The 12,396-nt window shown below is 72.2% G+C and carries 12 protein-coding genes and 2 pseudogenes; 4 read left to right on the forward strand and 10 right to left on the reverse strand.

All coding sequences use genetic code 11. The annotated features are described in order from the left end of the window. Positions 1–3 precede the first annotated feature (3 nt). Positions 4–510 (reverse strand): carboxymuconolactone decarboxylase family protein, encoded by a 507-nt coding sequence (locus tag ACQF4J_RS48140; protein WP_427168979.1) that lies wholly within the window; start codon positions 508–510, stop codon positions 4–6. 61 nt (positions 511–571) lie between these two features. Beyond that, complete coding sequence (locus ACQF4J_RS48145) at positions 572–1,339, reverse strand: gamma-glutamyl-gamma-aminobutyrate hydrolase family protein (RefSeq protein ID WP_427168980.1); 768 nt, start codon at positions 1,337–1,339, stop codon at positions 572–574. A 226-nt stretch (positions 1,340–1,565) separates the two neighbouring features. Between ACQF4J_RS48145 and ACQF4J_RS48150 the strand changes: the two genes are divergently transcribed. From ACQF4J_RS48150 to ACQF4J_RS48160, 3 genes are all read left to right on the forward strand, one after another. Then, entirely contained in the window at positions 1,566–2,492 is a 927-nt protein-coding gene (locus ACQF4J_RS48150; protein WP_427168981.1) for an ABC transporter ATP-binding protein, read from the forward strand. Further along, on the forward strand, positions 2,489–3,328 hold the full coding sequence (locus tag ACQF4J_RS48155) for an ABC transporter permease (RefSeq protein ID WP_351805306.1): 840 nt from the start codon (positions 2,489–2,491) through the stop codon (positions 3,326–3,328). The genes ACQF4J_RS48150 and ACQF4J_RS48155 overlap by 4 nt, the downstream gene beginning before the upstream one ends. A gap of 145 nt (positions 3,329–3,473) precedes the next feature. Beyond that, positions 3,474–4,667, forward strand: coding sequence for a ParB N-terminal domain-containing protein (locus tag ACQF4J_RS48160; protein ID WP_351579500.1), 1,194 nt, complete (start codon positions 3,474–3,476; stop codon positions 4,665–4,667). Here the strand turns inward: ACQF4J_RS48160 and ACQF4J_RS48165 are convergent. Then, on the reverse strand, positions 4,656–5,513 hold the full coding sequence (locus tag ACQF4J_RS48165; protein WP_427168983.1) for a helix-turn-helix domain-containing protein: 858 nt from the start codon (positions 5,511–5,513) through the stop codon (positions 4,656–4,658). The two genes, ACQF4J_RS48160 and ACQF4J_RS48165, sit on opposite strands and share 12 nt — an antisense overlap. A gap of 327 nt (positions 5,514–5,840) precedes the next feature. Here ACQF4J_RS48165 and ACQF4J_RS48170 point away from each other — a divergent pair, with 327 nt between their 5' ends. Beyond that, positions 5,841–6,473 carry a glyoxalase gene (locus ACQF4J_RS48170; RefSeq protein WP_427168984.1) on the forward strand — a complete coding sequence of 211 codons (633 nt, stop codon included), beginning with the start codon at positions 5,841–5,843 and terminating at the stop codon, positions 6,471–6,473. 109 nt (positions 6,474–6,582) lie between these two features. Here the strand turns inward: ACQF4J_RS48170 and ACQF4J_RS48175 are convergent. The 7 genes and pseudogenes from ACQF4J_RS48175 to ACQF4J_RS48205 all read right to left on the reverse strand — a co-directional run. Beyond that, positions 6,583–6,900 (reverse strand): annotated as a pseudogene (locus ACQF4J_RS48175) (enediyne antibiotic chromoprotein); the annotation flags it as partial. Between the two features lie 21 nt (positions 6,901–6,921). Continuing rightward, positions 6,922–7,739, reverse strand: a pseudogene (locus tag ACQF4J_RS48180) (IS5 family transposase). A gap of 38 nt (positions 7,740–7,777) precedes the next feature. After that, complete coding sequence (locus ACQF4J_RS48185; RefSeq protein ID WP_427168985.1) at positions 7,778–7,945, reverse strand: hypothetical protein; 168 nt, start codon at positions 7,943–7,945, stop codon at positions 7,778–7,780. A gap of 278 nt (positions 7,946–8,223) precedes the next feature. Next, a complete protein-coding gene (locus ACQF4J_RS48190; protein ID WP_427169016.1) occupies positions 8,224–8,889 on the reverse strand; it encodes a response regulator transcription factor in 666 nt (221 codons plus the stop codon). Between the two features lie 256 nt (positions 8,890–9,145). Continuing rightward, on the reverse strand, positions 9,146–9,550 hold the full coding sequence (locus tag ACQF4J_RS48195; protein WP_427168987.1) for a GNAT family N-acetyltransferase: 405 nt from the start codon (positions 9,548–9,550) through the stop codon (positions 9,146–9,148). Beyond that, entirely contained in the window at positions 9,534–10,820 is a 1,287-nt protein-coding gene (purB, locus tag ACQF4J_RS48200; RefSeq protein ID WP_351579484.1) for an adenylosuccinate lyase, read from the reverse strand. Before purB ends, ACQF4J_RS48195 begins: the two co-directional genes overlap by 17 nt. Positions 10,821–10,868: 48 nt before the next feature. Further along, positions 10,869–12,395, reverse strand: a complete 1,527-nt coding sequence (locus ACQF4J_RS48205; RefSeq protein ID WP_427168988.1) for a glutamine synthetase family protein — start codon at positions 12,393–12,395, stop codon at positions 10,869–10,871. Between the last annotated feature and the right edge of the window lies 1 nt (position 12,396).

Raw genomic sequence — 12,396 nt, forward strand, 5'->3', positions numbered from 1 at the left:
CCTTTACGGCGCGGGGCTGAGCCGGCTGGTCATCGGCTTCCACGTCTTGGGGTTGATGCGCCAGTCCACCGCCTCCTGCTTGGTGACGACGTTGACGCGGTTCCAGAGGTTGACCAGCCCGATGTGCAGGACCACGGCGGCCAGTTGCACCTGGTTCCAGTGCCGGGCGGCCTCCTCCCAGACCTCGTCGGAGACCGGGTCCTTCACGCCGTCGATGCGGGTGGCGGCCTCGGCCAGCGCCAGCAGCGAGCGTTCGGCGTCGGTGAAGCAGGTCTGCTCCCGCCAGGTCTCCACCACCGGCAGCCGGCGGTCCTCCTCCCCCGCGTCCTCGAACTCCTGGGGCTTGGTGGGCAGGTGGACCGTGCGGCCGTTGATCTGGCTCACCCGCAGGTGGACCAGCACCAGCGTGGCCAGGGGCACGCCGACGCTGTTGACGGCCTTGACCAGCGCCCGCATGGGCGGAAGAACGTCGGGAACCACCAACGAGGGATTCGGCATCCGCGGCGACATAATTCTCCTTCACAAGAGGGGTTTTTCGAAAAATCAGTCTGGCCTCATCGGCCGCCTTTTCTCAATGAATCGATAGGGCGGCGGCCGGTTCTTTCCACGAGTGTGCGGCGGCGTGGGCGAGGGCGTGGTGGAGTCGTTTGTCGGGCGTCTGCCCCAATTCCCATTGCACGCCGACCGCAAAGGGATGGCCCATGACCTCGACGGCCTCGACGGTGCCGTCTGCGGCCCGTGCGGTGACGGCAAGTCCGCTGCCGATGCGGTCCACCGCCTGGTGGTGGTGGCAGGCCGTGTGCTCCTCGTCGCCGTCGAGGACGGCGGCGATCCGGCTGCCGGGCAGCAGCGTCAGCGGCTGGCGGCCCAGGGTGAAGGACGCCGTGCGCGGACGGTGGCCGTCGTGGCCGGTGACGTCCGACAGGTGCTGGTGGAGGGTGCCGCCGTGCAGCACGTTGAGCGCCTGCATGCCCCGGCAGATCGCCAGCACGGGCAGCTTCGCGTCCAACGCCGCGCGCAGCAGGGACAGTTCGATGCGGTCGGTGTCCGGGCTCATGGCCCGGGTCGCGGGGTGGGCGGCCGCGCCGTACAGCGCCGGGTCCAGGTCGGGTCCGCCGGGCACGAGCAGTGCGTCGAGCCGGCCGATGAGGTCCTCGGCGCCGTCCACCAGCGGCAGCAGCACCGGGGTGCAGCCCGCCTCGGACAGAAAGGCCACGTGCGCGTTGAGGGCCAGGGCGACCAGGAGGTCGCTGCCTTGGAGGGTGACCGGCGCCGTCCGCGCGCAGATCCCGATCACCGGCCGCCGGGCGGGCACCGGAGCGTTCGTGTCTGAATTCATGAGGCACCCTCGTGGGATTCCGGGTTCAACCGAGGAAAGTAGGCAGATGGAACACGCGCTTTGCCGGACAGGCGGAGCCGCCAAAATATCCGGGGCGGGATGCGCGGGCCATCGTTCACGGGCCGCTCCAGGCGGCGACTACTGAACGGATAGCGATCCTGATATCACAGGTGGCCGGGGATTTTGCCCCAGCGAAGTACTCGCAGGCCATTCAACCGAGGTGACCATGATCGAGGCCAAGAACCTCACCAAACGCTACGGCGACAAGACCGCCGTGAACGACTTGTCGTTCACGGTCGAGCCCGGCCGGGTCACCGGCTTCCTGGGCCCCAACGGCGCAGGCAAGTCCACCACGATGCGACTGCTGCTGGGACTGGACCGGCCCGACGCCGGCACCGCCACCGTCAACGGCGTGCCCTACCGCGACCTGGCCCGGCCGCTGCGGGTGGTGGGGGCACTTTTGGAGGCGCGCGCCGTGCACACCGGCCGCAGCGCCTATGACCATCTGCTGTGCCTGGCGCAGACCCAGGGCATCGGCAGGCGCCGGGTGGGCGAGGTCATCGAGCAGGTGGGGCTGGCTTCGGTGGCCCGCAAGCGGGCGGGCGGTTTCTCGCTCGGCATGGGCCAGCGCCTGGGCATCGCCGCCGCGTTGCTGGGCGACCCGGCCGCGCTGGTTTTGGACGAGCCCGTCAACGGCCTGGATCCCGAGGGCATCCTGTGGATCCGCAACCTGATGAAGTCGCTGGCGGCCGAGGGCCGCGCGGTCTTCGTCTCCAGCCATCTGATGAACGAGATGGCCGTCACCGCCGACCATCTCATCGTCATCGGCCGGGGCCGGCTGGTCGCCGACTGCTCCACCGAGGAGTTCATCGAGCGCAGCACCGAGCGCTCCGTCCTGGTCCGCACGCCCGACGGGGCACAGCTGGCCGAGCTGCTGACACGGCAGGGCGCCACCGTCACCCGCACCGACGACGGCGATCTGGACGTCACCGGGATCGAGGCTCCGCGGATCGCCGAACTCGCCGCCGCCGAGAAGCTGGTGCTGCACGAGCTGTCGACTAGGCGTGGCTCGTTGGAGGAGGCCTTCATGGAACTGACCAAGGACGCCGTCGAGTACGACGCCGGCCTGCCCGCCGCCGGAGGTGTGAAGTGAGTGCCGCGACCGCTCCCCTCGCCGCGCACGGCCCGGCAACCGGCGGCCGCAGGCAGGGTTTTGGCCATCTGATGCTCTCGGAGTGGACGAAGATCCGCTCGGTGCGCTCCACCGTGTGGTCGCTGGCCATCCTCATCGTGCTCACCCTGATCTTCACCGCGCTGTTCATGAAGATGGGCATCGCGAACTGGGACAAGACATCTCCCGCCCAGCAGGCGGAGATGCGGCTGGACCCGACCGGCACCATCCTGGGCAGCGGCATCCTGCTCAGCCAGCTGGCGGTGTGCGTGCTGGGCGTGATGGCGATCGCCTCCGAGTACTCCACCGGCATGATCCGTGCCAGCCTGCTCGCCGTGCCCCGGCGGGTGCCCGTCCTGGCGGCCAAGGCCACGGTGTTCGCGCTGCTGGTGCTGGTGGTGGGCGAGGTGACCGCGTTCGGCTCCTTCTTCCTGGGCGCGCCGATCCTGCACGACAAGGCGCCGGTCGCCCTCGGCGACCCGGGCGTCCTGCGGGCCGTGGTGGGCTGCGGCCTCTACCTCGCCCTGCTCGGTCTGTTCGCCCTCGCCGCCGGCGCGGTCATCCGGCACACCGCGGCGAGCATCACCGTCGTCGTCGGCTTCGTCCTGGTGATCACCCCGATGACGGACCTGCTGCCCGGCAGCGTCGGCGAGCACCTCCACGCCTGGATGCCCACCCAGGCCGGTTTCATGGTCACCCAGCAGCACGCCCGCGCCGGCGATCTGCTCGGGCCCTGGCAGGGCCTGGGCGTGTTCGCGCTGTGGACGGCCGTGCTGCTGGCCGTCGCGGCGGTGCAGCTGCGGCGCCGGGACGCCTGACCCCGCCGCGGGCGTCCGTCCTCCCCCGGCGGGCGCCCGCGGCGGCTCTCCTGTTTTCCAGGGAACGTCGACCTGCTCTCCAGTGCGGCTGGAGACCCTCCTGCGAGCCTCGTCGGCAGCGGCAGCAGAGAGGGAGTCACCGAAAATGTCCCAGAGGAACGCGCAAGCCGTCTCGCTCACGAGTGCATTCAGTCTCGTCCGGACGGAGGACGCCGGATCGTCGGCACACGGCGAATTCGACCTGAAGAACTTCGAGAAACTCCCGGCACGTGACATTTCCGTCGCCGCGCTTTCTCCCGGAGTTTCTCTGCGCCAGGGCGGAACGGACGCCGCTCATGTCCGGCTGCTCGTCGACGCCGCCGATTCGGCGGACCTTCCTCCCATTCTCGTCCAGGTCGACGGCTGCCGTGTCATCGACGGGCTGCACCGGCTGGAGGCCGCCCGGCTCATGGGCGCCGGCAGCATCCGGGCCCGCTTCCTGGACTGTTCCAACGCCGAGGCCCTCGTCATCGCCATGAAGGCCAACGGCCTGCACGGCCTGCCGCTGTCGCGGGCCGACCGCGTCGCCGGGGCCCAGCGCCTGCTGGGCTCCCACCCCGACTGGTCCGACCGCGCCATCGCGGGCATCGCCGGACTGAGCGCGAAGACCATCGCCTCGCTGCGCGAACGCTCCGCCATCGCCACGCCGCTGGGCGGCAAGCGCATCGGCCAGGACGGCCGGCGCCGCCCGGTGGACGCGGGCGAGGGCCGGCGGCGCGCCGCCGAGTACATCGCCGCCCACCCGGGCGCCCCGCTGCGCCAGGTCGCCCGCGCCACCGACGTGTCCCTGGGCACGGTGCACGACGTCAGCGCACGGCTGCGGCGCGGCGAGGAACCCGAACGCAACGGGCGCCGCGCGCACCCCGAACGCCCGCAGCACATGCGGCCGGTGCCCTCGGTGCCCGAGCCCGAGGACGCAACCGCGCCGGCCGAGACGGCCGCCGACGGCGGCGGCTGCGGCCGGATGCCGCTGCAGGTGGCCGCAGCCGCCGAGAGCGCCGCGCCGCAGCGCCGCAACCACACCGAGACCCCGCCCACCTGGGCGGCGGTGGCGGCCAAGATGGCCACCGACCCCGCCCTGCGCTACACCGCCGGCGGCCGGGAGCTGCTGCGCTGGATGCAGTCCCACGGCACCGAACCGGGCGAGGACGGGCGGCGGTTCGTCGACACCGTCCCGCCGCACTGGCTCGGCGTCGTCGCCCCGCTCGCCGAGCACATCGGCAAGGAGTGGTGCCTGCTCGCCGAACGGCTCAAGGCCCGCCAGGAGATGTGCCGCAAGCTCTCGCCCTCAGGGCCCTGACCCCGCCGGCCCGGCGGGCACCACCCGCAGCCGGCCCGCACCGCCTGGGCCCGGGCCGGCCGTATCCGCGGCGGCGGCGCACCCGGGATGCGGCACCACGCTCGCCGGCGGCTCCAGGCGGGGCAGCGCCAGCAGGACCGGCGGATCCGCCGGGCGGGCCGCACGCAGCCGCACCGCCGCGCTGCTGACCTCGCCGGCGCTCACGGTCACCGCCCGGGCGGCACCCCCGACGAGCGCGGTGCGCACCGTCTGCGGATCGTGACCGGTGCCGGCGGCCACCGCCACCGCGAGCAGGTGCCAGCACCCTTCGGGAACGTCGGACAGCACGTAGCAGATCGGGCGGTCGCCGGGAACGTCGACGAGTGCCGAGGCGAGCGCCGGGTACGCAACGACGGCCGTGGCGAAGGCCCCCACGAACACACGCGCGTTGCCGTGCCCCCCGGGCAGCGAGACCGTGCCCGCCACCGAGCCGTAACCCGGGCCCGGTTCCGGACCCGGGTCCGGCAGGGGCGGTGTCTGCCCCTCCTGGCGGCACAGCCGGCGGAACCGGCCGGGCGACAGCCCGACCCGGGCCGTGAAGGCATCGGCGAACGAATCCGGGCCGGCGTATCCGACCGCGCGGGAGATTTCCGTGATGCTCATCGAGGTGGCGTCGAGGAGTTTCCTCGCCTCGCCGATACGGACCGCGTCAAGGAATTTCCCGGGACTCACCCCGGTCTCCTCCTTGAACAAACGGGAGAAATCAAAAAGGCCGAGCGCGGCGTTTTGGGCAATGTCCGTGACGGTCAGCGGATCACCGAATCGCTCGTACATGCGGGCGATTGCCGCCTCAATCGCTGCGTCCATGCCTCACCTCACTCGCCCGACCGCGTACCGATCCACTCAACAGGGTGGCGCGCGCCCGTCGTGATCCGCTCAAGGACCACTCGAAGACGACTACAGGCCCCCGCCGGTGAGAAACCGGGCACGGCGAGGCACGCGCGGCGGGCCGGCGGCCGGCGTGATGCGGCCTCAGCTGCCGGTTTCCGGCAGGCCCACAGCCCGCGGCACGAGCGCGGCGGCCGGCCGCACCCGCCGCCCGGGATGTGCGCGCCCGCCGGCCGCCGCCGTCCCCCTCCCGGACGGCGTCGCATCACCCGACTCCCCCGCATGCCCGGGGCTACAGTGACCGCCATGATCTCCCTCACATCCGTCACCCTGGAGGTGGCCGACCTCGCGGCCGCCGAACGCTTCTACGCCGACGCCTTCGGGCTGGGCCCGCAATTACGGCTGCGCGCCTCCCAGGCAGAGACCACCGGATTCCGCGGGTTCTCGATGTCGATCACCGTCGCCCAGCCCGCCGACGTCGACAGCTTCATCACCTCCGCCCTCGGCGCCGGCGCCACCACGCTGAAGCCGGCCGAGAAATCCCTGTGGGGCTACGGCGGTGTCGTCAAGGCCCCGGACGGCACCATCTGGAAGATGGCGACCTCCTCGAAGAAGAACACCGGGCCCGCCACCCGCAAGGTCGACGACCTCGTGCTGCTGCTGGGCGCCGAGGACGTCAAGGCGAGCAAGCAGTTCTACGTCGAGCAGGGCCTGTCGGTCGCCAAGAGCTTCGGCGGCAAGTACGTCGAGTTCGCCTCCGGCGACGACGCCCCCGTCAAGCTGGCTCTGTACAAGCGCCGGGGCCTGGCCAAGGACGTCGGCGTGGCCGAGGAGGGCAGCGGCTCGCACCGCATCGTGCTCGGCGGCACCGCCGGGGCCTTCACCGACCCGGACGGCTTCGCGTGGGAGCCCGCGCCGGTGACGTCGGCTCAGACCTGAAAGGCCACCCGCGCCCCCGGGGACGGGGGCCCATACGAACGCGCCCACCGGGCGGTGCCGGTCGCGGGCACCGCACGGTGGGCTGCCGTGTCGAGGAAAGCCGGGCGCCTCAGCCGAAGGAGATCTTCGTGCCGACCGGGCCGGTGGCGTCCAGGTAGGCGACCAGCTGGCACTGGTCCACGGCGCAGTTGACGCTCACGGTCGTGGCGGTGCCGGTGCTCCAGTCGGTGGCCGTGAACTGCTTGTGCACGGTGTAGGGCACGGTGAAGGAGCCGCCTGCGCCGACGGTGACGGTGGCCAGCGTGTCGGTGCAGGTGGTGTTCTCCCGGCACTGCGACACCGCGACCGAGGCGCCCGCCGGGAAACCGGTGCCGGTGACGGTGACGCTCTGCCCGTCGGCCAGACCGCTGCTGGGCGAGGCGGTGACGGCGGCCGCGGCTAACTGGCCCTAACAAAGCCTTTGGACGTGCCGGTGGGTGATCAGGCAGACAGCGAGTCCGAGGAAGGCCTCGTGGATGTCGTCGCGTCGTTCCCAGCGGATCCGCAGGCGGCGGAAGCCATGCAGCCAGGCGATGGTGCGCTCGACCACCCACCGGAAGGTGCCCAGGCCGGTGCCGTGCGGCTGGCCACGTTCGGCGATCGCGGGCCGGATGCCGCGTTGCCGCAGGAGCCGGCGGTACTTGTCGTGGTCGTAGCCGCGGTCGGCGAAGAGCATGTCGGGCCGCCGACGCGGCCGGCCGACGACTCCGGCCACGGCCGGGATCTTGTCCAACAGCGGCAGGAGTTGGGTGACATCGTTACGGTTGCCGCCGGTCAGCGACACCGCGAGCGGGATGCCCTGGCCGTCGGTGATGATGTGGTGTTTGCTGCCCGGGCGTGCGCGGTCGACCGGGCTGGGTCCGCTTTTGGGCCCCTGCGTGCGGCCCGGACGTGGGAGGAGTCGATCACCGCCCGGGACCAGTCCAGCTGGTTCTTCGAGCGCAGCTTGTTCAGCAGGAGATGGTGCAGCTGGTCCCAGACGCCGGCCTCGTTCCAGGCCGCAAGCCGGCGCTAGCAGGTCATGCCCGAGCCGAAGCCGAGCTCCTGGGGGAGGTACTCCCACTGGATGCCGGTGTGCAGGACGAACAGGATGCCGCACAGGGCCTGCCGGTCGGGCACCCGCGGTCGGCCTTCCACCTGCTTCGGCGGCGGCTCGGGCAGCAACGGCTCGATGAGCGACCACAGTTCGTCCGACACGATCCACGGCCGCGACTGACGCTTCCCCATGACCACATCAACGACCGATCAAGCCGACAGTCACATGATCAAACCGCTTTTGTTAGAGCCAGTAAGGCCGGAGCGGTGGAGATCGCGAGGGCGGACACGACGGCGAAGCCCAGCATGCCGGCCTTGGTCAGACGCGAGCTGATCTGCATGTTCGTCTCCCATGGGGTGCGAAAAAGCGGAAGCGGAAAGCGCGTTCTGGTGATCACGCCTCAACCAGAGTTGACCGGAACGCATGAGACCGGCCGGAAGCGGGCTCGAGACGGACTCGACTCCCCGCGGAGCGCGGGCAGCGCTGGGCGCGGCAGGGTGGCGGATCAGGCCACGGCGGCGTGACGGGCGGCCGATGTGACCGCCGGGCTGCCTGCCTCAGCACGGGCTCCCGGCGCAGGCCGACACGGCAGCAGTGCAGGCGGCGGTGCGGGCAGCAGTGCGCCCCGCGCCGCACGAGTGGCGCGGGGCGGGGCGGGGGCGGCCGGGGGGCCGCTCAGGGTGTGCCGAGCATGAAGCCGACGCCGCGTACCGTCACGATCCAGCCGCTGTCGCCCAGCTTGCCGCGCAGGCTGCTGACGTGGGTGTCGACGGTGCGGCGGGACCAGGAGTCGCCCCAGACCTGCTGCAGGAGCTGCTTGCGCGGGATGACGGTGTCCGGGTGCGAGGCCAAAAGGCACAGCAGGTCGAACTCCTTGCGGGTCAGGGCGACTTCCTCGCCGCCGACCAGGACCTCGCGGGAGCCGACGTCGATGTGCAGGCGGCCGCGCCGGATCTCCCGGGCGGGGGCCGGCTGCCACGCCGCCCGCCGCATCACGGCCTCGATGCGGGCCATCAGCTCGCGCAGCCCGTAGGGCTTGGCGACATAGTCGTCGGCGCCCGCCTGCAGGCCCAGGACGCAGTCCAGTTCGGAGGCGCGGGCGGTGACGATGATGACGGGCACCCGGCTGACGGCGCGCACCGCGCGGCAGACCTCCAGCCCGTCCAGGTCGGGCAGTTCGAGGTCCAGCAGGAGCAGATCGGCGTCCTCGTGGGCGCGCAGCGCGGCCTCGCCGCGCCGGACGGCGAAGGCCTCGTGACCGTGCCGGCGCAACTGGGTGAGCAGTGATTCGGCGCCGGCGGTGTCGGCGTCGACGACCAGGATGCGGCGGCCGGAGGGCATCGCGACGGCCGCCGAGCGCCCGGCCGTCACCGGCTCCCTGGCGGGGCGGGGGGCAGCCGGGGCGGGGGCGGTGGGCGGGCGGGTCTCGAGCAGCGCCTGTGCCGATGTCACGGTGTTGCCTCCCCCGGGAGTGCGGTGCTGTGCGCGGGTCAGGGTCCCGCCCTGACACCTTGAATCTAGGCACGCGCGGTCGAGCCCCGGTACAGCCCCGGCAGCCCCCTGTCGGGAGCCCGCGGCCCGGGCCGTGAGGGGGGCTTTAGGGATTGCGGACCCAGGCGGAGTCGTGGCGGGTGAAACCGATGTGCGGGTAGTAGTCGACGGCCGCGGGCGCGGACAGCAGCACGATCTTGGCCTGGGGGGCCTCGGCGGCGGTGGCGTCGATGAGGGCGCGGCCGATGCCGGAGCGCTGGCGGTCGCGGATGACGGCGATGTCCGAGAGGTAGGTGACGTAGGAGAAGTCGGAGACGGCGCGCACGATGCCCAGGAGGGTGCCGTCGTCGTCGCGGGCGGTGAGCACGAGGTTGGCGTGGGCGAGCATGGCCGCGAACCGCTCCCGGTCGGCGATCGGGCGGCGCTCGCCCAGGCCGGAGGCCCGGTAGAGGGCGAGGACCTCGTCGAGGTCGAGGGCGGCGCCGTCGACGCGGTCAGTCTTCCAGCTCATGCAGCTTCTCCAATCGGGTGCGGATCACGTCGTGGTGGGTGAGGAAGCGCTCGGGGCCCAGGCCGGCCAGGTCGATGCCCTGCTTGGCCAGGGAGGCGCCGAAGTGTTCGCCGGTGGCCAGGGTGTGGTTGGCGGCGGCCTGCACGCTGCGGTAGGCGTGTTCGCGTTCCGTGCCGTTGCCGAGGAGTTCGGCCAGGACGGAGGAGCTGTAGAGGAGGCCGTCGGTGTGGTCGATGTGTGCGCGCATGCGGTCGGCGTCGACGGTGAGGGTGGCCACCAGGTCGGCGGCCTTGGTGGCCTGGAAGTGGCCGACGCACAGGCTGTCGGGCAGGATCACCCGTTCCACGCTCTGGTGGGCGAGGTCGCGTTCGTGCCACAGGGCGACGTTCTCCAGGGCGGTGTCGGCGTAGCCGCGCAGCAGGCGGGCCAGGCCGCACAGGCGTTCGCTGGTGGTGGGGTTGCGTTTGTGGGGCATGGCGCTGGAGCCCTGGTAGGCGCTGGTGCGGGCTTCTTCTACCTCGCGGACCTCGGTGCGTTGCAGCAGCCTGAGTTCGAGGGCGAGGTGTTCCACGCAGGCGCCCAGGGTGGCCACGGCCTGCAGGAGCTGGGCGTGGCGGTCGCGGGCGACGACCTGGCTGGGGGCGGGTTCGGCGCTGAGGCCGAGGGCGGCGCAGACGTGTTCTTCGACGTGGGGGTCGATCAGTGCGTAGGTGCCGACCGAGCCGGAGATGGTGCCGACGGCGACGGCGTCGCGGGCGGCGGCCAGGCGGCGCAGGGAGCGGTCGACGGCGAAGGCGTGCTGGGCGAGTTTGTGGCCGAAGGTGGTGGGTTCGGCGTGCATGCCGTGGGTGCGGCCCACCATCACGGTGTCCCAGTGTTCCAGGGCGCGTTGGGTCAGTACCCGGCGCAGCCGGCGGGCGGCTGCGGTGAGCAGGTCGGTGGCGCGGGCCAGGGTGTGGCCGAGCGCGGTGTCGACGAGGTCGTAGCTGGTCATGCCCCAGTGGACCCAGCGGGCGGAGGTGTCGGGGATGTCCTCGCAGTAGGCGGCGAGGAAGGAGAGCACCTCGTGGTCGCGTTCGCGTTCGATGGCGGCGACCCGCTCGGGGGCGGGGACGCGGGCGCGGCGCATGTCCTTCACCGCCTCGTGCGGGACGCGGCCGAGGGCGGCCTGTGCCTCGGAGGCGAGGATCTCCACCCGTACCCAGGTGGCGTAGCGGGAGTGGTCGCTGAACAGGGCGGCCATGTCGGGGAGCGTGTAGCGGGCGATCATGTGCGGCCTCCGTCGGGGCGGCAGCGGCAGGGGGCGGGGGCCGGGGGGTCAGTAGGCGCCGAAGTACTCACGCTGTTCCCACTCGGTGACCTGTCCGGGGGCGGGGGCGGCCTGCAGGCACCAGGCCTGGTAGCGGCGCAGTTCGCTGTCTTTGAGTTTGGTCAGGCAGGCGGCGAGCGGCTCGCCGAGGAGCCGGGCGGCGCGGCCGGTACGGAAGGCGTCGAGGGCCTCGCGCAGGTCCTGCGGCACCACCGCGGCGCCGCTGTCCGCCGGGTCGCCGCCGGTGGCAAGGTCGCCGCTGGTGGGGGGTGCGGGCTGGGCGGTCAGGCCCTCGAGGCCGGCGAAGAGCTGGGCGGCGATGGTGAGGTAGGGGTTGGCGCACGGTTCGCCGATGCGGTTTTCGATGTGTGCGCCGGCGCCGTGGCCGACGAGGCGGAGCATGGCGCTGCGGTCCTCCTGGCTGACGCCGAGCCGGGTGGGGGCCAGGGTGTGCTCGGCGGCCAGGCGCCGGTAGCCGTTGACGGTGGGCACCGACAGCAGGCACAGCTCGCGGGCGAAGGACAGCAGTCCCTCGGCGTAGGCCTTGCCCTGCGGGGACGGTCCGCCGGAGGGTTCCTCGGTGCCGAACAGGTTGGTGTTCGTGGTGAGGTCGGTGACCGACTGGTTGAGGTGCCAGCCGCTGGGGTCGGCGGCGTCCAGGAGCGGCTTGGACATGAAGGAGGCGTGGTGGCCGCGGCGGGCGCACCAGTTCTTGACGGTGGTGCGGAAGAGCAGCATGGCGTCGGCGGTGTCCAGGGCGGACATTGGGCTGAACGTCGTCTCGACCTGTCCGGGCCCGGATTCGTGTTCCATCGAGCGCAGGGGCAGGCCGAGGGCGAGCAGGTGCAGGGCGAGCGGGTCGGTCAGGGGGGCGAGGGTGTCGTAGTGGGCGTCGAGGTTGAACTGGTAGCCGGCGTTCAACGCCCTCACGTGCGGGGCCTGGCCCTGCAGGCCGAAGCCGTTGCCGGTGTTGCCGGGCTCGTCGTCCAGGCGGCGGGTGAGGTACCACTCCACTTCCAGGCCGAGGACGGGGGCGAGGCGGTGGGCGCTGTAGGAGGCGGCGACGCGGCGCAGCACGGCCCGGGAGGACAGCGGGTGGGGGGTGCCGTCGCGCAGGTACTCGTCGCCGATCACCCAGGCGGTGCGGGCGTCGCCGCCGGGCAGCACCTGGAAGGTGAGCGGGTCGGGCACGAGGATGAAGTTGCCGGCGCCGGCGATCTCGTCGACGCCGATGCCGTGGTCGCCGAGGAAGTCGACGGCGACGGCGTGGCCGGTGTCGAAGACGAACGGGCCGGGGCTGAAGTTCATGCCGTTGCGCAGCACGGAGCGGAACGCCTCGGCGGTGAGGGTCTTGGAGCGGGCCAGTCCGTGCGGGTCGCCGAAGACGAGGCGGACGAGGTCGACGTCGGCGAGGGCTGCCTCGATCCGTTCGGCGGCGGCGGTGCGGGCGTCGTCCCACAGCCCGTGATCGGCCACGAAGGAGGGCCGGCCGACGCTGCCCTGGGCGGCGGGCGAGGACCATGACCTGGCGTACATG

Origin of the sequence: Streptomyces sp. C1-1 (genome assembly GCF_050214755.1) — a bacterium.
Lineage (GTDB): Bacteria > Actinomycetota > Actinomycetes > Streptomycetales > Streptomycetaceae > Streptomyces.

What these genes read in the sequence shown, in the direction of transcription:
- ACQF4J_RS48165 (WP_427168983.1), bottom strand. Translation starts at nt 5,513, where the DNA reads ATGGACGCAGCGATTGAGGCGGCAATCGCCCGCATGTACGAGCGATTC.
- ACQF4J_RS48170 (WP_427168984.1), top strand. Translation starts at nt 5,841, where the DNA reads ATGATCTCCCTCACATCCGTCACCCTGGAGGTGGCCGACCTCGCGGCC.
- ACQF4J_RS48190 (WP_427169016.1), bottom strand. Translation starts at nt 8,889, where the DNA reads ATGCCCTCCGGCCGCCGCATCCTGGTCGTCGACGCCGACACCGCCGGC.
- ACQF4J_RS48205 (WP_427168988.1), bottom strand. Translation starts at nt 12,395, where the DNA reads ATGTACGCCAGGTCATGGTCCTCGCCCGCCGCCCAGGGCAGCGTCGGC.
- ACQF4J_RS48140 (WP_427168979.1), bottom strand. Translation starts at nt 510, where the DNA reads ATGTCGCCGCGGATGCCGAATCCCTCGTTGGTGGTTCCCGACGTTCTT.
- ACQF4J_RS48195 (WP_427168987.1), bottom strand. Translation starts at nt 9,550, where the DNA reads ATGAGCTGGAAGACTGACCGCGTCGACGGCGCCGCCCTCGACCTCGAC.
- ACQF4J_RS48145 (WP_427168980.1), bottom strand. Translation starts at nt 1,339, where the DNA reads ATGAATTCAGACACGAACGCTCCGGTGCCCGCCCGGCGGCCGGTGATC.
- ACQF4J_RS48150 (WP_427168981.1), top strand. Translation starts at nt 1,566, where the DNA reads ATGATCGAGGCCAAGAACCTCACCAAACGCTACGGCGACAAGACCGCC.
- purB (WP_351579484.1), bottom strand. Translation starts at nt 10,820, where the DNA reads ATGATCGCCCGCTACACGCTCCCCGACATGGCCGCCCTGTTCAGCGAC.
- ACQF4J_RS48160 (WP_351579500.1), top strand. Translation starts at nt 3,474, where the DNA reads ATGTCCCAGAGGAACGCGCAAGCCGTCTCGCTCACGAGTGCATTCAGT.